Annotated in this window: 17 protein-coding genes; 9 read left to right on the top strand and 8 right to left on the bottom strand. The window is 40.8% G+C overall.

The window, feature by feature from the left end:
• Positions 1–12: 12 nt before the first annotated feature.
• From argS to EHQ64_RS09715, 3 genes are read left to right on the top strand one after another with little or no spacing between them, the layout of a single operon-like run.
• A complete protein-coding gene (argS, locus tag EHQ64_RS09725) occupies positions 13–1,779 on the top strand; it encodes an arginine--tRNA ligase (protein WP_135649290.1) in 1,767 nt (588 codons plus the stop codon).
• Positions 1,776–3,032, top strand: coding sequence for a nicotinamide-nucleotide amidohydrolase family protein (locus EHQ64_RS09720; protein ID WP_135649289.1), 1,257 nt, complete (start codon positions 1,776–1,778; stop codon positions 3,030–3,032). The genes argS and EHQ64_RS09720 overlap by 4 nt, the downstream gene beginning before the upstream one ends.
• Positions 3,029–4,117 carry a hypothetical protein gene (locus EHQ64_RS09715; RefSeq protein WP_135649288.1) on the top strand — a complete coding sequence of 363 codons (1,089 nt, stop codon included), beginning with the start codon at positions 3,029–3,031 and terminating at the stop codon, positions 4,115–4,117. Before EHQ64_RS09720 ends, EHQ64_RS09715 begins: the two co-directional genes overlap by 4 nt.
• Positions 4,118–4,357: 240 nt before the next feature.
• Here EHQ64_RS09715 and EHQ64_RS09710 read toward each other — a convergent pair whose 3' ends face one another.
• The 8 genes from EHQ64_RS09710 to lepB all read right to left on the bottom strand — a co-directional run bounded on the left by EHQ64_RS09710 (position 4,358) and on the right by lepB (position 11,524).
• Positions 4,358–5,350 carry a response regulator transcription factor gene (locus EHQ64_RS09710; RefSeq protein ID WP_135649287.1) on the bottom strand — a complete coding sequence of 331 codons (993 nt, stop codon included), beginning with the start codon at positions 5,348–5,350 and terminating at the stop codon, positions 4,358–4,360.
• A gap of 1 nt (position 5,351) precedes the next feature.
• Positions 5,352–6,476: an LIC_12097 family sensor histidine kinase gene (locus tag EHQ64_RS09705; protein WP_135649286.1), complete on the bottom strand. Its 1,125-nt coding sequence runs from the start codon at positions 6,474–6,476 to the stop codon at positions 5,352–5,354.
• 5 nt (positions 6,477–6,481) lie between these two features.
• Positions 6,482–7,234, bottom strand: coding sequence for an endostatin-like outer membrane lipoprotein LenA (gene lenA, locus EHQ64_RS09700; RefSeq protein ID WP_246048679.1), 753 nt, complete (start codon positions 7,232–7,234; stop codon positions 6,482–6,484).
• Positions 7,176–7,553: a preprotein translocase subunit SecG gene (gene secG / locus EHQ64_RS09695; RefSeq protein ID WP_135649285.1), complete on the bottom strand. Its 378-nt coding sequence runs from the start codon at positions 7,551–7,553 to the stop codon at positions 7,176–7,178. The genes lenA and secG overlap by 59 nt, the downstream gene beginning before the upstream one ends.
• A gap of 129 nt (positions 7,554–7,682) precedes the next feature.
• The gene (gene tpiA, locus EHQ64_RS09690) at positions 7,683–8,438 is read right to left on the bottom strand and encodes a triose-phosphate isomerase (RefSeq protein ID WP_135649284.1); all 756 of its coding nucleotides are present in this window, start codon (positions 8,436–8,438) and stop codon (positions 7,683–7,685) included.
• Positions 8,439–8,468: 30 nt separating this feature from the next.
• Entirely contained in the window at positions 8,469–9,647 is a 1,179-nt protein-coding gene (locus EHQ64_RS09685) for a phosphoglycerate kinase (protein WP_135649283.1), read from the bottom strand.
• Between the two features lie 3 nt (positions 9,648–9,650).
• A complete protein-coding gene (gene gap / locus EHQ64_RS09680; protein WP_135649282.1) occupies positions 9,651–10,658 on the bottom strand; it encodes a type I glyceraldehyde-3-phosphate dehydrogenase in 1,008 nt (335 codons plus the stop codon).
• Positions 10,659–10,966: 308 nt separating this feature from the next.
• Complete coding sequence (gene lepB / locus EHQ64_RS09675) at positions 10,967–11,524, bottom strand: signal peptidase I (protein WP_135649281.1); 558 nt, start codon at positions 11,522–11,524, stop codon at positions 10,967–10,969.
• 121 nt (positions 11,525–11,645) lie between these two features.
• Between lepB and EHQ64_RS09670 the strand changes: the two genes are divergently transcribed.
• The 6 genes from EHQ64_RS09670 to topA all read left to right on the top strand — a co-directional run bounded on the left by EHQ64_RS09670 (position 11,646) and on the right by topA (position 19,260).
• Positions 11,646–13,166, top strand: coding sequence for an LA_3751/LA_3752 family putative glycosyltransferase (locus EHQ64_RS09670; RefSeq protein WP_135649280.1), 1,521 nt, complete (start codon positions 11,646–11,648; stop codon positions 13,164–13,166).
• Positions 13,167–13,268: 102 nt separating this feature from the next.
• Positions 13,269–13,826 (top strand): gamma carbonic anhydrase family protein, encoded by a 558-nt coding sequence (locus EHQ64_RS09665; RefSeq protein WP_135649279.1) that lies wholly within the window; start codon positions 13,269–13,271, stop codon positions 13,824–13,826.
• 54 nt (positions 13,827–13,880) lie between these two features.
• Complete coding sequence (locus EHQ64_RS09660; RefSeq protein ID WP_135649278.1) at positions 13,881–14,951, top strand: hypothetical protein; 1,071 nt, start codon at positions 13,881–13,883, stop codon at positions 14,949–14,951.
• Between the two features lie 123 nt (positions 14,952–15,074).
• Positions 15,075–16,004 (top strand): cysteine synthase A, encoded by a 930-nt coding sequence (gene cysK, locus EHQ64_RS09655; protein WP_135649277.1) that lies wholly within the window; start codon positions 15,075–15,077, stop codon positions 16,002–16,004.
• Positions 16,005–16,535: 531 nt separating this feature from the next.
• Positions 16,536–17,384 (top strand): oxygenase MpaB family protein, encoded by an 849-nt coding sequence (locus tag EHQ64_RS09650; protein ID WP_135649276.1) that lies wholly within the window; start codon positions 16,536–16,538, stop codon positions 17,382–17,384.
• A gap of 34 nt (positions 17,385–17,418) precedes the next feature.
• Complete coding sequence (topA, locus tag EHQ64_RS09645; RefSeq protein WP_135649275.1) at positions 17,419–19,260, top strand: type I DNA topoisomerase; 1,842 nt, start codon at positions 17,419–17,421, stop codon at positions 19,258–19,260.
• Positions 19,261–19,335 lie beyond the last annotated feature (75 nt).

Raw genomic sequence — 19,335 nt, 5'->3', positions numbered from 1 at the left:
CTTTAGACTAGAATGAAAGAAACGGATACTCTTAAACAAATCGTTTTAGAAGCCCTGAAAGACGGAGTTAAATCATACTGCGAAAAGGAAGCTCCGAATGCTCCTTTTGCCGATCTAAAAATCAGGATAGAATATTCTAGAGAAGAATCATTCGGAGATTATTCCACTTCATTTGCTTTAGAAAATGCAAAACTCTTGGGTAAAAAGCCTATAGAATCTGCAGGCCTTCTAGTCAGGTATTTGCAGGCAAAAACCGAACTTTTTGAAAAGGTGGATTTTACCCCTCCCGGCTTCGTAAATTTCAGGATCTCTCCTTCTTATTTGATTCGCTTTTTAGAATCCAATATTCAGAAAAAGGACGTATTTCCTAAATTAGAAAATCCTAAAAAAGTAAACTTAGAATTCGTAAGCGCGAACCCCACGGGTCCACTCAATATAGTATCTGCGAGAGCCGCGGCAACCGGTGAAGCTTTTGCAAACTTGCTAAAAGCAGTCGGACATTCCGTAGATAAGGAATTTTACGTAAACGATTACGGGAACCAAGTATTCCTGCTCGGTGTTTCCACTATGGTCCGTATTCGGGAAATTTTAGGAGAGACTTCTTCCATCCAAGAAGATGCAGAAGACGGAAGAAAGATAGAAGATCTACTTTCCGGGAACGTGATCCCTGCGGAAGGATATCGTGGGGATTATTTAAAAGTAATCGCAAAACAATTATTAGAAGATCGCCATACTGAAAAAGAGATCAAGGCCCATTTAGATAAAAAAGAATATTCAGCTCTTGCGGAAAAATGTTCCAAGTGGACTGTCCAATCAAATCTAGTTTGGCAAAGAAAGGATCTGGATCTATTCGGAATAACTTTCGACAGATTTTTTTCGGAAACCACATTGCATGATTCCGGAAAAGTTTTAGGTGTTTTGGAAGATCTAAAAAAATCCGGGAAAGTTTTTAGCGAAGACGGTAAACAAGTCTTTAAATCGGAAGATTACGGAGATGATAAGAATAGAGTAGTGGTCCGAGATGATGGACGTCCTACATACCTTCTTGCTGATATCGCCTATCATAACGATAAAATTTCCAGAGGATATGAGAAGATCATAGATATCTGGGGCCCGGATCATCACGGATATATCGCAAGACTTGCGGGTGCAGTCCAAGCATTAGGATATCCTAAAGAGAATTTCCAAGTAGTGATTGCTCAACAGGTTAATCTTCTAATGGCCGGCCAGAAAATGAAAATGAGTAAACGTGCAGGAGAATTCCAAACGATGGAAGATCTTCTGGGCTATCTTGGAAAACATGCAAAAGACGTTGCTCGTTATTTTTTCACGATGCGTTCTTTGGATTCTCCATTAGATTTTGATTTGGATCTAGCAAAGGATGAATCGGATAAGAACCCTGTATTCTATCTTCAATATGCTCACGCAAGAGTTTGTTCAATATTCAGAGAAGTAGGGACTTCTTCGGATGCGAAAGCTCTGGAAAACCTAGAGATGACAGAAGAACGAAAAAGACTTCTTTTCTGGATCTCTCGTTTTCCGGAAGAAGTTTTGGATGCGGCTGCTACGTTAGAGCCTCATCGGATCGCGAATTATCTTCAGAATTTGGCGAGAGCATTTACGCAATTTTATATCGCTAAGAACAATCGACTGAAAGATTCCGAAGAGAATACGAGACTGGGCCTTGCAAGGATCTGCCAAGCAGTTCAGATCGTTCTTTCTCAAGGACTTGGATTACTAGGAGTTTCTGCTCCGGAAAGATTGGAGAAAGAAGAATGAATTCTCCTAGGGTAACTGTAATTTCCACAGGTTCAGAGCTCACCGCAGGAAGAAGTCAGGATACGAATTCTTCCTGGATCGCGAACGAATTATTCGGTCTTGGATATTCTGTGGAAAGATTCGTGGTTTTACCCGATGATCCTAAACTGATCCGAGACGAATTAAAAAGTTTAAGTTCGAATGCAAGTGCGGAACATCCGGTTTTACTCGTGATGACCGGAGGGCTTGGGCCCACGGAAGACGATTATACCTTGGAAGTTGTATGCGAACTTACTTCTTCCACACCGATCCTGAATGAAAAGGCACATGATCGTTTACAGGCATTGTATAGATTGAGAGGAAAAGGTTTCGAAGAAGCTTTGACTACAGCTCTTCGCCAAGTATCTATTCCTTCCAAATCCACCGCTTTAAATAATTCTACAGGGATCGCTCCAGGTTTTTGGTCGGAACTCCAACAAGGAGCCTACCTCGCCTGTATGCCTGGAGTTCCGAAAGAAATGACTTCTATGTTTAAAGAGGAATTAGTTCCTCTGATCCGAAAACAATTCCATGCAGGAGAGTTGTATTCCGATTTTCTATTGATCTGGGGAATGAGCGAGTCTTTGTTCCAACAAGAATTCATAATCAATCTTGATGTTTTAAAGAACGGAAAAGCAGTCTGGGGAGTCGCGGCTAAGAAAGGGTATATACGAGTCACATACCAATCGGAAGATAAGAGTGTCGTAGACGAATTAATTCAAAAGACCAAAGAAAAATATACGGGACTATGCACAGGAGATCTATTCGAAGATTTTCCGAAACTTCTCTCTGAGAAAAAACTTACCATCGGAACGATTGAAAGTTGTACTGGCGGTCTCGCTGCAAAAATACTTACGGATCGCGCCGGTTCTTCAGAATACTTTTTGGGATCAGTGGTCAGTTATTCCAATTTGATCAAAGAAAATATCGTGGGCGTTAAAAAGGAAACCTTAGAAGCTCACGGTGCAGTAAGTATAGAGACTGCGACTGAAATGGCGGATAATGGAGCAAAGCTTCTCGGTACTGATCTTGCGATCAGCATCACTGGGATTGCAGGACCTGGCGGAGGAACTCCTACAAAGAAAGTTGGAACCGTCTTTATCGGAACTCATATCAAAGGCCAAAAAACGGAAGTGAAGGAGCTTTTTCTTCCGTTTAAGCGGGATCTTTTCAGGGAAGTAGTCGCGGCGACTTCTTTGTATATAATGTATAATCGATTGAGGAAACTTGCATGATCTCTCGAATTTTGGGCCTAAGCTTTATATTCTTTCTCGGGTTTTATTATTTTTTAGGAAATCCATACGAGTCTGCAAGGACAGTACAGAAAACTTGGTATTGGAATAAAGAATCTAAAATTGCAAGTTTTCCGGATCCTCGTAGCGATTTTGATCCGGAAAAAATCCTGAACGGATATAAAACGAAAACTTCTTATATTCGTATTCCGAGCGGAGAGTCTTTACCCTCCGACGATCAAACAAGGATCGAATATTCTCTTAGAACAAAGGGATATTTATCTTATAAGAAGATAGGTAATGCTGTGGATTTTTTTTCCGAAGCAGGAGAACTTCTTTGGACGAAGGAATACAAAAGTTATCCAAGGATCCATCCGGACGGAAATCTGGTACTTTTTCTATCCGGGGATAATAATCAGATCTTGATATCCGATATAAATGGAAATTCTGTCGGAACAAAAAAACTGGACGGAAGATTTTTGACGGATATCTCTTTTGCGCCTAAAGGGATTTCTGGCGGAGAAACTGCAGTTATTTTTTCAGGTGGAGAGTTATTCGTTTTAGATGGAAAGGGAGAAAAACTTTTCGAAACGAAACTAGGAGAGAAAGAACCTGTATTTGCAAAAAGTGTTTCTATCTCTTCTAATGGACAGAAGATCGCAGTTCATTTCTTAAAAAATAACCGGGACTTTATCCGAGTTTATGACGGAGACGGTTCGGAATCCGAAGAATGGAATTTAGGAAGAGTGATCCCTTACAAGGTGAATCTTGCTGTATCCGACAATGGGGGAGTTCTTGCAGGTTTCTCCGATAAATTGGTATTATATTCGGATTCAGGAAAAGTTTTATTTGAGAAGAATCGGTCCAAATCAGGATCCGTTTACCAAACGGTATTTCATTCCGGAACTTGGTATGTAGGAGAATTGGAAGGAACTCTATTTTTCTTAGACGAAGAAGGTTATATCCTAAAAGAAGACAAGATTAGAACCGCAGAAAAACCGTTTCGATTCTATTCTTCCGGCCGCAAGGGAGAAGCTTTCCTAGAAGGGAACAACGACATCGTTCTCTATCGTGAGTTAGAACGGTAGAGTTCGCGCAGAGTTCATGGAGGACACTGAGGTAAAAATTAAGCATTAGGTTCCCGAGTGATCCGAGCAAAAGTGAGGATCGTATCGAGGGAACGTATCAAGAAAAAGTTTTCAGCGTTATCGTTCCTAACTTCGTGACGCTTTGCGTGCGATACAATTTTAGCTTCGCTAAAATCACTCAGGAACCGCTCTTCGGTTATTAAAAAACTCCGTGCTCTCTGTGAGCTCCGTGAGAAAAAATTAAACTTCATAAATCGACAAAGACTTATAACCCTTATTGGTTTGTTTGTCCATGAGAGCGATGATCTCGGTTCGAGTATCCTTTTCTATATTGAATATGAGCTGATCAGATATCTCTCTACAGATATATAGACCTCTACCATGAGAATCCGCAAGACCAGCCGGAAGGCCAGAAGGACTTTCCACAGTGATATGTCTGTCCAAACGTTTTAAGATCTCTTTTTTATTCAAAGAACCGAAATGATCTCGGACCACAACGATATAGGAATTTTCAGCGATCCCATAACCGATCTCGAAATAATCCGTTTCTGCAAGTTGTATATGTTCTAAAGGAACAAGTAGATCTCTAGAAGGAAGTTCATACTGATATTTTGAATTTCCTTTCGAATCTCTTGGGGCGCGGATCATCGCATTGGAAGTGAGCTCTTCTAAGATCTGTTGCACTGCGTTTGGAGCACCTTTTTCGATCAAGAATGCACCGATTCGGTTACAGATATAATTTCTGTCCTTGTCGGAACTGATCTTACGAAAAACGATCCCATTCTCCGGAGGAACTAAGAAACCGTCTCCGGATTCTTCTAAAATTTGAAAATCAGGACCGAAGTATTTTTCTACCCCGAATATATCTTTGTACAAAAGTTTTTTGACCATCACAGTGATCAGGTTGATGTCCAAGAATGAATATTTCGGAATGATATTCCATACATCATGTTGGTGGGCGAAATTGATGTAGTCGTTGATATTGTATGCAGTCATTAAGGAATATTGGACCGAAGGGTATTCCTTTTGGATGGTTTTGATCAGATCCAATCCGGACTTTCCCGGCATACGGATATCCGTGATGACCAGATCGATATGTTCCTGAGAAAGTATTTTTACCGCTTCGTCATAATTCTCCGCATCGAATACTTCATAATCTCGAATAAGAATATCTTTTACCGCTTCCCGAATGGAATGAATATCTTCTACGACTAGAATTCGATGATTGGGCAATTTAATTTCCTTTTGGCTGCACTAAGGGGAGAGAAATTTTAAATCTGGTCTTTCTGTCATAAGAGCGCACGGTCAATTCTCCCGAATGCTCCCTGACAATGGAATGACAGATAGAAAGTCCGAGTCCTGTTCCGATCCCGGACTTATTTTTGGTAAAGAAAGGAGAGAATATTTTATCCAACATATCTTCCGGAATTCCACCTGCTGTATCTTCCACGAAAATATGCATCATATTACGAGTACGTCTGACTTCTACCCGGATCTTACCTTCGCCGTAATCGTACGCTTGCAAAGAGTTTTTGAAAAGATTGATAAACAATCTTTCCATCTTTACGGGATTGAATTGGAAGGTCATCCCTGGTTCGCTTAAAATTTCCCATTCAGTATTTTTGGAAAGAACAGGATACACCCAGGTTACGGAGTCCTTTGCTTTCATGATGGTTTCATGAATATCCGCATTTGTAGTAACTAGTTTATCAGGTTTTGCAAAACTGATTACATCCAATACGATCATTGCAGCACGGGTAAGATCTTCTTTGATCATCTCCAATCTTTTTCTGAAAAAATTCGGGTCCATGCTGGAGAGATTATTCATCAGATTTTGGAGAGTCAGGCTCATACCTGTGAGAGGATTGTTCAGCTCATGAGCGACACCGGAAATAAAAATACCTAAGGAGGCGAGGTTACGGATACGAAGATTCTCTTCTTCTTTTTCTTTGATACGAGTAATATTACTTATTTTTTCTACGACAGAAACTATACTTCCGTCTTTGCGGATCGGGAAAAAATCCAGATACAAAGTTTCTTTTTGATCGTTCGCAACATGGAAGATCTCGCGGCCGACTTCTCCCTTTCCTTCGAATTGGGCATCAAAATCGGATTCGTCTTCATGATGATCCCTCATCGGGCAGTAAGGGCAAACCCCGGAGCGATTGTACAGAACCTCATAACATTTTCTTCCTAAGATAGAAGAAAAGTCAGGTTCGGCAGAGAACTCCAAAGTGGCCTTATTCACACGACGAACCCTGAAGCCCGAGTCGATTAAGACTAGTGGCTCCGTGATTCCGTCGAGAATTGCCTGGAGTTCCTCCGCTCTTTCGTGGAGGTTTTCCATTAGGGATGACATCCGGATTAGTATTCTAGGGATTCTTTATAACTTTGCAGTAATTTTTTTTGATTTTTGGAAGAATGTTGAGACTGCATTTCTTGAAGCCTTAGAACATGAACAAAAAAATCCTCAATCAGTTTTAGATAAAATTCCTTCTTAAATTCCGATCTATCCCTGTTTACCCCCTCATCAGGTAGGTAGTTGAGAGGATATTCCGCTTCCTTACCGTTCCGATCCGCATAGATCACAAGATCATCTACGTTATTATCCAAGGGGGTATTGTCGGTCATACGGATCACAATATTGTCTTCGGAGGTATAATTTGCAGTTTTGATCTCGGAAACAACTTTAGATAGAGTGGATCCGTTGAATTCCAGGAGAATGGACTTCTCTTCCGCTTTTGCTATCCCACCCGGAGTAGAGGAAGGAGTTACGGAAAACTTAGTGATCCGAACTCCTTTTCGATTCGGGAAATTTCCAACCCAAGTAACAAGAGTCCCGATCGGCAAAGCTTCCATTCTTTCGAATTTCAAAAGTTCTCTGGCCACACTTAAACTTTCATAAGCTTTTAAGATCCTTTGGTTCAGGATCCCCGAAGAACTGTTCTGGGATTTTGTCGCATCCTGATTCTGGGCTTGGGTAGGAAGAATGATTAGAAAGGAAAGAAGAGAGACAAAGGCGGTCTTTTGTGCCGCCTTTAGGATATAGGAAGAAGGATTAAGGTTTAGGTTGTTGTCCTTCCGTAGGTGCAGTAACCGGTGCGGTTTCTGGTGCATTTGTCCCTCCTTGGTTGCCACTCTGAGTTCCTTCTACAGCTGGAGGAGGAGTAAGCTCAGATGTTGGAGTGGTATTGTATCCACTACTCTTAGCAAAAAGGAAAGAAAGAATCAGAGACAGAGCTAAAAAAAGAAGTCCTGCAACTCTAGTTGCTTTAGTCAAAACATCCGCAGTAGAGGAACCGAAAACGGATTGGCTTGCACCTCCGCCTAAAACTCCTCCCATTCCACCTTTACCGGTTTGGATCATAACAAGAAGGATCAGAAAAAGACTGACGAAAACGAAAAGAACAAGGATGGTTCCGGTAATAAAGCCCATTTGAGTCGAATTCCTAGAGGGTAAAATTCTATTTTAGCGAAGTAAATCGCTCTATAAGTCCAAATTACGGTTTGGGCCTAGGCTGACAAGCCGTTTCGGGATTTCAAAGGATCGACTTCTTTTACAGTTCTATTTGAAAAGAGCAAGGAAGCTGTCTAGCTTCTGACTTGCACCACCCACAAGTCCACCATCTATATCCGCTTGGGATAGGAGTTCCTTCACGTTATCGGCTTTGACGGAACCACCGTATAGGATTGGGATAGAATCAGAGATCGTTTTGCCTTCTTGGAAAAGTCCTGAGATCTCTTTTCTAAGGAATGCATGAGCCTCTTGAGCCTGGGCCGGAGTTGCAACTTTTCCTGTTCCGATCGCCCAAACTGGTTCGTAGGCTACCCAGATACGAGGGAATAGATCACTTTGGATAGAACCGAGTCCTTCTTGGATCTGTTTTCCTAAAACTTCGAAAGTTTTACCTGCTTCTCTTTCCGCTAGAGTTTCGCCCACACAATACACTGCAGTAAAACCGTTCTTCGCAAGATAAGAGATCTTTTGATTACAGAAGCTACTGGACTCGGCAAGAAATTGCCTTCTTTCAGAGTGACCTACGAGAGCGAATTTGATCCCGAGTTCAGAAAGTTGATCCGGTCCTGTTTCTCCTGTCATCGCAGTCAAAGGAGCAGGGTAGATGTTTTGAGCTCCCACTGCAATTTTGGAATTTTCTAAAATTCTAGAAACTGCAGCAAGATGAATAGAAGAAGGAAATACTACCGCCTTTTTATCATCGGGAAGAGAAGAGGATTTTTCCTTAAGACCGATTGCAAGAGCAAGTGCCTCCTTTTCGGAAAGATTCATTTTCCAGTTACCAGCGATAATTTTAGGGCGCATATGTATTTCCTTATGATTCGTTTTAGATCTTTATTTTAGAAGAGCGACCACTCCGGGAAGTTTTTTCCCTTCTAAGAATTCCAAGGAAGCTCCTCCTCCAGTGGAAACGTGGGTGATCTTATCTTCTACCTTAGCCTTATTGATCGCAGCGATGGAATCTCCTCCGCCCACTACGGTTCTTGCTTTGGATTTAGAAACAGCTTTCGCGATCGCCATGGTGCCAGGAGCGAATTTATCAAATTCGAAAACTCCCATAGGGCCATTCCACACGATGGTCGCAGCATTTTTAATTACCTTTTCGTAATTTGCAATCGTCTTAGGACCGATATCCATTCCCATCCAGCCGTCCAAAATTCCCATTTTGTCCACTGTTTTGGTTTTGGCATCTGCAGAGAATTTATCTCCGATCACATGGTCCACAGGTAATTGGAAATCCACACCCGCGACTCCTGCTCTTTCAATCAGCTGGAAAGCTTCCACTTCGAAATCTTTTTCTATCAGAGAATTTCCAACAGGGATCGCTCTGGATTTCAAGAATGTATAAGCCATTCCTCCGCCGATCAGGATATGATCCACTTTTTCGATCAGGTTTTTGATCACACTGATCTTAGAAGAAACTTTGGACCCGCCAATAATCGCAACGAAAGGTTTTGCAGGACGAGAAAGTAAGGAAGAAAGTTCGGTAATCTCCTTATACATCAAAAGACCTGCAAATGAAGGAAGAAGATGTGCAATCCCTTCCGTAGAAGCGTGAGCCCTATGAGCAGCACCGAATGCGTCGTTTACATAAACATCCGCAAGTGCAGCCAGGCTTTTGCTGAAAGCGGGAGCATTCTCTTCTTCTTCTTTATGAAAGCGTAAATTTTCAAGGACTAGGATCTCACCGTCTTTCAGCTCTTTGGAAAGTTTAACCGCGTTCTCACCGATCACATCTTTCGAAAAGTTGACGGAAGTTTTTACTAAACCTTTAAAAACTTCGTAAACCGGTTCCATAGAATATTGAGGATCCGGTTTTCCTTTTGGGCGGCCCAAATGGCTTGCGATCACCACTCGGGCTCCCTTTTTTACCAATAATTCTATTGTAGGAAGAGTTTTTTCAATTCTAGTCTTGTCGGAAACTTTACCGTTATCCAGAGGGACGTTAAAATCGACCCTCAAGAAAACACGTTTCCCCTTGACATCCTCGTTTTCGAGTCTGGGTAATTGCATCGATTAACCTTTTTTCGCCATGTAACGAACTAGGTCCAACACTCTGTTGGAGTAACCCATCTCGTTATCATACCAAGAAACCAATTTGAAAAATTTAGAGTTTAACTCGATACAAGCATCCGCGTCAAAGATAGAAGAAAGAGTAGAACTTAAGAAATCGTTGGAAACAACCATCTCGTCAGTGTATCCTAAAATACCTTTCATCGCACCTTCGGAAGCTTCTTTCATTTTTGCAGAAATTTCTTTCAGGCTAGTTTCTTTTACAGTTTTAACGGTTAAGTCCACAACGGAAACGTCCGGGACCGGAACTCTGAAAGACATACCGGTTAGTTTTCCGTTTACTTCAGGAATACAAAGACCGACCGCTTTTGCAGCACCGGTAGAAGCAGGGATAATGTTTTGCATAGCACCTCTACCGCCTCTCCAGTCTTTTTTAGAAGGACCGTCTACAGTAGGTTGAGTGGAAGTAGTTGCGTGGATCGTGGTCATCAAACCTTCTTCGATCCCAAAATTGTCTAGAACCACTTTAGTGATTGGAGCCAAGCAGTTTGTAGTGCAGGAAGCATTGGAAACAACATGATCCGCACCAGGATTGTATTTCTCGTGATTCACTCCCATTACGAAAGTAGGGATGTCTTTGTCTTTTGCAGGAGCAGAGATCACTACCTTTTTCGCACCTGCTTTCAGGTGTTTTTCAGCTCCGACTCTGTCAGTGAAAAGACCTGTAGATTCGATCACGTAGTCAACTTTCAGATCTTTCCATGGAAGTTTTTCAGGGTCTCTTTCGGAAACGCAAAGAACCTTTTTACCATCTACGATCAATTCTTTGTCTGTGTGTTCTACAGTACCGTTGAAACGTCCGTGAGTAGAGTCGTATTTTAAAAGATATCCTAGATTATCAGGAGTTACTAGGTCGTTGATTGCTACGAATTCTAAATTTGGGTCTTTGATCCCGGAACGGAAAACTAGACGACCGATACGGCCAAATCCGTTGATAGCGATTCTTGTCATTTTCTTCCCTTTATTTCCTTATTGTTGTTTTATGAAGCAAGGAGCGTTTAGCTCTTTTAAATACATGTTTTTATACCAAAACCATCCTGAAAATCCGTTTTTTGCTGAATTTTAGAAGCGATTCTAGTGAGAAATAAGTGTTCGGGCGACCCCTCGCATGGCTCGGGCCGCGCTGCTACGGGCTACGCTTCGCTTCGGTCTCTTCGAGACTAAACCCTGCGCATCGCTGTCGCGTTTAGTTTGCACAGAGATCACAGAGTAAAAAAAGATCTCCGTGATCTCTGTGTCCTCCGTGCGAAATCTTAGGGTTAAAAAACTTTGCCTAGGATCTTTTCGAAGGGGATCGGGCCAAAGTCTCTAGAATCCAAACAATCGTCGCGATTATCGCAGAGTACGAAATAATTCCGATCTTCAACTGTTAGGTTAGATAGATTATCCCTGTTCGAATCATGTTGGGAAAAGGCAGGTCTTGCGTCTTTGAATTGAAGGGAGAAGGAGAATTTTTCTTGGTTCTCCGGGATCCCGTTCCGTAACAATACCTTGTCCTTGATGGACATCTGGTCTCCGGATTTACCCATGATCCGGACTAGGACTACTTTTCCTTTTTGAGTGGGATGTTCTGTTAGGATCACGTCGCCTAAAAACAAACTGGAGTCTCTAAAAAATCTAGAGATATAAATTCTTTTTCCTTTCGGATACGCAGGAGACATTTCTTCCGTTTCAGGGACGAACGGGAATATAAACCAGATCCTAATTGCGCTTGAGAATAAAAATCCGATCGTCACTGAAATTAAAACGATCTGTAGGAACTTCTTTCGATCGAATTTTTTTTCCTTCTCTCCGAATTCTTTTTTCAATGATAACATTTTGAACTACAGTATGAACCAAGTAAATTCGGTCAAAGTAGATTTTATTTGAAAAAAAGTTGAATTATCAATTTTTTGCGGGTCATATATTATTATCCGAAATGTAAAACCGAGTTCTTCCTTGGACGCGAATCGAATTAATAAGTATCTTCCTCATTCTCAAATTCTATTTCTATTCGTTTGTTTTCTATTCACTGCTTTATTTATCCTTAAAATCGATCCGAATTCGATCCTAGTCGCAGACAATCAAAATAAAATTTTCCAAGCCCAGGCGTTTTTAGATTCAGGATACGGGAGCCAATACGCAAGTTGCAAAATACTTTCAGACCTAGGTGGATGTGAATTTTTCCCTAGCTGGAAGATCCGTTTAAAGGACGGTATTTCCGGTCCATTCCCGGTTGCATTCTCTCTATTCGCTTCCTTATTCGGTCTACTAGGGGATTATAGTTTATTATTTTATGTTTCTATTTTGTTCTTTTGGATCGGTATATTTTTCTTAAAGATCAGAACGGATCTAAAATGGATTGGGGTGCTATTTTTAGGATTAGGCCCGGCCTTCTTTCACTCGGCGTTATTTCCGGATTACTCCATTACTTTTTTATTAACATGTTTCGGACTGTGTATTTATTATAAACCCGCTTCGAATAAATATCTAAACTTGTTTTCCGGATTTTTAGTTGGACTTGGATTTTTCTTTCGACCTGAAAACACGATCCTATTCAGCTTTTTGGGAGTATTCCATTTATATGAATATATAAGAGATCGTTCTCGGATCTCAGAGATCGACAGAAGTAGATTATATCAGCTGATGGCTAGCGGGGTCGCGGTCGTATTTTATGGATTTATCAATTATTCATTATACGGTTCCCCTTTTGGAACAAGGATACAATCTAATTGGGGCCTAGCTTGGGAAATCGGGCTTCTAAAGTATGCTTCTCTTTTATTTTGGGGAAATGGAAGAGTCGGCTTTTTGGCATTTTGCCCTTGGGTCCTTCTTTGGTTGGCCTATTTATTATACCGTTGGAAAGATCTAGAGAATACGGAAAAAAAACTCTTACTATCCACTTTATTGAGCCTTGTATTTGCGACGGTATTTTCACCTAACGATTCGAATATAGATTGGGGAACGAGATATCTATCTTGGATCACCGTTCCGGCGGTCTTATTGTTTTTTAACGGAAAAAGATCGGATACTATCCCCAAATATATGAAGATCCTGACCGGTTTGTTATTTATTCAGACATTATTTTTCTCTAGGGCCTATTTTATCTTACAAGAGAAACTTTCTCATGAGTTTGTGAAATACAATCAGTTCCTTTTGGATTCTGGTTCTGATATTTATATCACCAATAGTTTACGTTTATCCGCATTATTCGGTCAGGAAATATTCTCCAAAAAAGTGCTGATCATAAAACAATCAAAATCAATATCCAAGATCTCCGAATTACTTTCCAGGAAAAAAGGATCTGTCTCCATCATCAGATATAACGATGAAACTTCTTCTTTCGTACTTTCCTTAGAAAATCCTCAGGCGATCGATCTAGATCTATTACTGGAAAAGGAACTTATACGGAATGGATGGGAGCTAGTATCCAAAAATTCCCTAGAAAAAATAGAGATCCTGAAATTTATCCGTAAATAAATCCGGAAAACGAAAGTTTCCTTCCTTAAAAAAGTTCCACCAATTTGAGCTTGTCCAGGTCTTAGAATATTGTAAGATTGATCCGCTATCGAGGGAAAATATATGCAAGAAGTACATTTAGCCGGAAATATTTTGGAGTATATGGGAAAACGTCCCTTTTTTAAAGAGAACGTCTTTTTAGCACCAGGTTCTTTAGTGGTCGGAGATGTTACGATCGGTAAAGATTCTTCCATATGGTTCCAAACTTTAGTTCGTGGGGATGTGAATTATATTCGGATCGGAGACAACGTAAACATCCAGGATATGACCGTGGTGCATGTTTCTAAAAACACTCATCCAGTAGAAATTGGGGACAATGTTTCCGTAGGGCATAGGGCAGTGCTGCATGGATGCAAACTCAAGGACAATGCGTTTGTAGGAATGGGCGCGATCGTGATGGACGGAGTAGAGATCGGAGAATATTCATTTGTGGCCGCAGGTGCTATGGTAACTCCAGGAAAGATCATCCCTCCAGGAGTAATGGTCATGGGATCTCCTGCAAAGATCGTAAGAGATATTACGGAGCAGGAAAGACAATTGATCGATAGAACTGCCGCCAATTACGTGAACTACAAGAACAACTATTTGGAAGATTCTTTCTATAGGATCAGCGCTCTCTAGTAGATCCGAAAAATTTTCCTATACGATTTCGACCGAGATCCGGAACATCGAAACGTGGGCGAAGTCAAAACTCCAGGAGTTTATCTGAGAGGCACGGGGGTCATAGGTTGGCCTCTTGCTTCTATTCTACTCGTATTGCAAAATAAGTTTGGGGGTTTTAGAGTATTCGTAGAACCTTATAAACTGCAAAAATCCGAAATCCCTCAAATTCTTTCCCTGATAGAAAAGGGAGCGATCGTTGTGGACGACGGTAATAATTCAGTCCGAAATTTTTTCCCTGAATACATTTCTAAAGAAGAGGCTCTTACGAGCTCACTCGTAGTATGCGATTCTTCTCCTCCTGGAATTGCAGATAAAAGAAAATCCGAATATTCGGATCCGATCTATTCTTCGATCCGGATCTTTATCGCACAAGGAAGCGAACATTCTTTCGGACCTCAATTTTTGTATCCGGAAAGTGCACCGATCCTGGAAAAAGATCCTCCAAAGTTTATTCATGTATCCACATGTAATACTCATACATTGGCAGGGATCCTTCGTCCTTTGTATTCGGACAAACCTCAAGAGCTTAATTCTATTTTAGAAGAGGCGGACTTTTTTGTGATCCGAAGGGACGCAGATATGGCAAAGAATGATCCTCACGTCACTGGGCCTTTACTTGTTCTTCCGGAATCAGAAACTGGAACGCATCATGGGAGATTATTGAATGAGGTGTATGCGGATTTAGGTTTTAAGATCAAATTGGGATCTTCTTCCGTAACTATCAATTCTCCTTATATGCATTTGATCCGTTTTCATCTGAGATTAAAAAGAGAGATTAATAAAGAATGGTTGGTCTCTAAGATAGAGAATGATCCTTTTTTAAGTACAACAGAACTTGTTTCGACGAACTCAATCTTCTCTTCTGGGAGAGATCGTGGATTGTATGGAAGGATCTTTTCTCACGCTGTATTTCCGATCTCTGCATTGGAAGTAAATGGGAAAGAAGTGCGTGGATATGCAGCGACACCTGGAGATTCGAATGTTCATATCTCCACAATTTATGCTGTTTATAAGGGATTAGGACTTTCTTTCGGGCCGGAAACGGAAGCATTCCTTGCCGGAATTGTCTTGAAAGAAGTTTAGGTTATCTTAGAAATATCCAGTCACTTTTGATCTTTTTTCATTGATCGCATTTGATATATTGAAAAATGTGTTTAATATATTGACAAGTTCAGAAAAACCCAGCTGCAGAGGTAGGAATTCCTAATGAAAGCAAATAATATCTTAGAGACGATCGGTAATACTCCCCATGTAAAGATCAACCGACTCTTTGGATCCAAATACAATGTTTATTCTAAATTAGAGCGTAGTAATCCCGGCGGATCTATCAAAGATCGTATTGCGCTTTCTATGATCGAAGATGCTGAAAAAAGCGGGAAACTCACAAAAGACACTGTAATCATCGAGCCTACTTCAGGAAACACAGGGATCGGTCTCGCACTTGTTGCTGCTGTAAAAGGATATCGTTTAATCCTAGTTATGCCTGAGTCAATGAGTGTGGAAAGAAGAAGAATTATGGCAGCTTATGGTGCAGAATTCGACCTGACTCCTCGCGAAAAAGGAATGCCTGGCGCGATCGAAAGAGCGAAACAACTCGTTGCTGAAAATCCTAAAGCTTGGATGCCTCAACAGTTCGAAAACGAAGCAAACATTAAAGTTCACGTAGAAACAACTGCAGCAGAAATCCTAAAAGACTTCCCGAACGGAGTTGATGCTCTGATCACTGGAGTTGGTACAGGTGGACATATCACCGGAGTTGCAAAAGTATTAAAAGAGAAGTTCCCTAAAACGAAAGTATTCGCAGTAGAGCCGGAAGCTTCTCCTGTAATCTCCGGAGGAAAACCTGGACCACACCCAATTCAAGGGATCGGTGCAGGATTCATTCCTAAAAACTTACACACTGATCTACTAGACGGAGTGATCCAAGTTTCCAAAGACGAGGCATTTAACTATGCACTTCGCGCAGCAAAAGAAGAAGGTATCTTCCTCGGAGTTTCTTCTGGAGCGGCACTTGCAGCGGTTGCGAAAAAACTTCCTGAACTTCCGGAAGGAGCAACAGTTCTTACCTTCAACTATGATACCGGAGAAAGATATCTTTCTATCGAAGGACTTTTCCCAGTACCATCTAACGGCTAAGATTTACTATAAATCTATTCGTTTTCAAAATCCCGGCTATTTCGCCGGGATTTTTTTATATCTACGGAACGTTTCGCACAGAGCTCACTGAGTTCACAGAGAATAGGTATGATTTTGAATTCGCAAGCTGCCTTTACGAACATACGCAAAACCAGTTTAGAAATGCAAAGATCTTCTTTTTCTTAGCGCCTTGGCGTGGCCTTGAGGTCTATCATTTTCACGCAAAGCCGCGAAGGGAAGAAGAGAATGGATGAGTACATTGAAACCCTCAGTGTTCTCTGTGCCTCAGTGCGAACTCATATTTAATTGAAACTTTCGCACAGAGTTCACGGAGCTCACAGAGAAAGATTTTTTCTCGGAGGCATCAGTGTTCTCTGCGTTCTCCGTGCGAACCCCAATCCTCAAAACTCTGGGGCTTATTGTTTGGTATAAAAGTATCTGAATAAAAGAGTTGCATTAAATATTTAATCGAACATTTGTGCGAAAAAGTGGAAATCGAAAGAATTTAAAAGAAAGGAACGATGTAAACAAATGTTCAACCGTTTAAGAGTATTAGAGCAAATCAAAGATCTGGATGCAGAGAAAGATTCTCAGAAGATCGTATTTCTTTCAGGGAGTTATGATTTTCCACAAGATGTGGAGATCTCGCTTGCGATCTCTTTTTTTAGGACTTACGCGATCCCTTCTATTTCTAAAATATTAAATACAACAAAACAATTCGAGATCGCAGGACAAAAACGTTACGATGATACCGCATTGATCCTCGCTGAATTTATAGAGAACGGACTAGATAGCGAAAGAGGAAGAGAAGCCGTCAGAAGGCTAAATCAGATCCATAAACAATATGATATAAAGAACGAAGACTTTTTATACACTCTTACAACATTCGTTTTTGAACCGGATCGTTGGAATAAAAAATTCGGATGGAGAAGAAGCACCGAAAAAGAGAGACTCGCGAACTTCTATCTTTGGAGGAAGATCGGAAAACTTATGAATATCAAAGATATTCCGGAAACTTATGAGGAATTATTGGAGTTTAATATCCGATTCGAAAGGGAAAAATTCAAATGTACTGAGGACTCTAAACAGGTTGCGCTTGCTACGATGAAAATTGCATCTGCAAGGATCCCGAAAATTCCTGGATTAGAATATCTGATTTATCATGCTGTCTATTCTCTTATGGATAAACCATTAAGAGATGCGGTTGGATTTCCGAGTCCGAATCCTTTGATTGCTGTCTTAACCTACGGGATTTTCAAATTCAGGGCATTCTTCTTACGATATTTTTGGCCCCCAAGAAAAACTCCTTATTACGTGACGAAACGAAATAACCCTACCTATCCGAATGGATATTTGATTGAAGAGTTAGGACCTCATTAGAATACTTTAACGAGGGCTTTTTGCTCTCGTTAGAATGTCCATTCTTGTACTTGTAGAATCTCCCACAAAAGTAAAAACAATCTCTTCCTATTTAGGAAGGGATTACAAGGTGCTTGCTACCTTCGGCCATATTCTGGACCTTCCTTCGGATCGGATCGGGATCAAAATTGAGAAAGATTTTGAGCCGGAGTATGTTCCTCTGAAAGGAAAAAAGAAAATCCTCTCTCTGATCTTGAAAGAAGCAAAAACTTCTTCTTCCATTCTGATCGCAACAGATCCGGATAGAGAAGGGGAGTTTATCGGATTTATCTTAGCTCAAAAATTGGGTAAGAAGAAGATCTCTAGGATCAGATTCCAAGAGATCCAAAAGGAAAAGATCTTAAAGGCGATTTCAGAACCGGACGAGATCGATCTGGATTTGGTAGATTCCCAAAAAGCAAGACGGATCTTAGATAGACTGATCGGATACAAGATCAGCCCATTTTTGTGGAGAGCTGTCGGCGGAGAAGGTTTATCCGCAGGAAGAGTACAATCTGTCGCACTAAAATGGATCTGCGATAGAGAAGAAGAGATCCGAAATTTTGTGCCGGTAACTACATGGCTTGTTGCTGCTACTGTATCGTACGGACCTGGAGAAAATGATCATATCATCTTCTACCCTAAACGTGAGGCTTTTGCTACAAAAGAAGAAGCTTCCGAATTCCTGGGATCAATATTAAAAAAAACAAAAGAACTGGAGATCACCGAAAGAAAGGAAAAAGTAGGAGAAACACTTCCTCCGCCTCCTTTTACTACAGCGGCTTTACAACAAGAAGCATTTCGTGTATTAAAATTCTCTGCATCCAAAACGATGAAACTCGCGCAAGAATTGTATGAGGGAGTCGATTTAGGAAAAGGAAAAACTCAAGGGCTCATTACTTATATGAGAACGGATTCCGTTCGGATCAGCGAAGAATCCAAGGAATCGATCCGTAAAAAGATCAAAACCTTATACGGACAAGAATATGTTTCTGACAGATCCCAAACCTATCGTGTAAAAAAGACAAAAGGAAAATCCCAAGACGCACACGAAGCAATTCGCCCAGTGGATATAGGTTTAGAACCCTCATTCGTTTTTTCTTTAGGAGATCGCTCCTTAAGTAAGGATGCTAAAAAGATCTACGAACTTATCTGGAAACGTTCTCTTGCATCTCTGATGAAACCTGAGGTTTGGAAAAGAATAGAATTCATTTCTTCCGGTGGGGGGCAGACTTGGGAGGGAGAAAAACTTTTTACAATCGATCCGGGTTATAAAAAGATCTATAATGGTTCTGCTTCTTTACTCCCTTCTTGGAAAAAAGGGGATCGGCTGAAACCAGAGTCTTGGGACTTATCGGAAAAAACCACAGAAGCTCCTCCTAGATATACAGAGGCGAGCCTTGTCTCCAAATTGGAAAAAGAGGGGATCGGTAGACCTTCTACGTTTGCTTCTATTCTCGAAACATTATATAAAAGAAAATACGTTCGATCCGAAAAAGGAAAATTATTCTCAGAAATTTTGGGAGAAAGAGTAAATTCTTTCTTACAAGCAGCGTTTTCAGAACTATTCAGAGAAAGATTTACATCCGAAATGGAAACAAAATTGGATTCAATTGCTTCTGGAGAAGAGACAAGATCCAAGGTTCTTACAGAATTTTATTCCGTTTTAGATTCTCAGATCAAAAAAACGGATATTAGAGAGATCAATAAACAGCTGAAGGAAAAACCAAAAACTCCTAAATACGGGATCTGCCCTGTATGTAAAGAAGGAGAAAGGGTCCGAAAAAAATCCTCAAAGAAGAAAGAATACTATATCTGCTCTCGTTTTCCGGAGTGTGACTATGCTGAATATATTTAATTAAGTTCACACAGAGCTCACGGAGTGCACAAAGAATGAATCAAGAGAAATCCTCAGTGATCTCTGTGTTCTCCG

Origin of the sequence: Leptospira sarikeiensis (assembly GCF_004769615.1) — a bacterium.
In the GTDB taxonomy this organism is placed as follows: Bacteria; Spirochaetota; Leptospiria; order Leptospirales; family Leptospiraceae; genus Leptospira_B; species Leptospira_B sarikeiensis.
This window is presented reverse-complemented; position numbering and strand designations above follow the sequence as displayed.

What these genes read in the sequence shown, in the direction of transcription:
- argS (WP_135649290.1), top strand. Translation starts at nt 13, where the DNA reads ATGAAAGAAACGGATACTCTTAAACAAATCGTTTTAGAAGCCCTGAAA.
- EHQ64_RS09720 (WP_135649289.1), top strand. Translation starts at nt 1,776, where the DNA reads ATGAATTCTCCTAGGGTAACTGTAATTTCCACAGGTTCAGAGCTCACC.
- EHQ64_RS09715 (WP_135649288.1), top strand. Translation starts at nt 3,029, where the DNA reads ATGATCTCTCGAATTTTGGGCCTAAGCTTTATATTCTTTCTCGGGTTT.
- EHQ64_RS09705 (WP_135649286.1), bottom strand. Translation starts at nt 6,476, where the DNA reads ATGTCATCCCTAATGGAAAACCTCCACGAAAGAGCGGAGGAACTCCAG.
- lenA (WP_246048679.1), bottom strand. Translation starts at nt 7,234, where the DNA reads ATGCACCAGAAACCGCACCGGTTACTGCACCTACGGAAGGACAACAAC.
- secG (WP_135649285.1), bottom strand. Translation starts at nt 7,553, where the DNA reads ATGGGCTTTATTACCGGAACCATCCTTGTTCTTTTCGTTTTCGTCAGT.
- tpiA (WP_135649284.1), bottom strand. Translation starts at nt 8,438, where the DNA reads ATGCGCCCTAAAATTATCGCTGGTAACTGGAAAATGAATCTTTCCGAA.
- EHQ64_RS09685 (WP_135649283.1), bottom strand. Translation starts at nt 9,647, where the DNA reads ATGCAATTACCCAGACTCGAAAACGAGGATGTCAAGGGGAAACGTGTT.
- gap (WP_135649282.1), bottom strand. Translation starts at nt 10,658, where the DNA reads ATGACAAGAATCGCTATCAACGGATTTGGCCGTATCGGTCGTCTAGTT.
- lepB (WP_135649281.1), bottom strand. Translation starts at nt 11,524, where the DNA reads ATGTTATCATTGAAAAAAGAATTCGGAGAGAAGGAAAAAAAATTCGAT.
- EHQ64_RS09665 (WP_135649279.1), top strand. Translation starts at nt 13,269, where the DNA reads ATGCAAGAAGTACATTTAGCCGGAAATATTTTGGAGTATATGGGAAAA.
- cysK (WP_135649277.1), top strand. Translation starts at nt 15,075, where the DNA reads ATGAAAGCAAATAATATCTTAGAGACGATCGGTAATACTCCCCATGTA.
- EHQ64_RS09650 (WP_135649276.1), top strand. Translation starts at nt 16,536, where the DNA reads ATGTTCAACCGTTTAAGAGTATTAGAGCAAATCAAAGATCTGGATGCA.
- topA (WP_135649275.1), top strand. Translation starts at nt 17,419, where the DNA reads ATGTCCATTCTTGTACTTGTAGAATCTCCCACAAAAGTAAAAACAATC.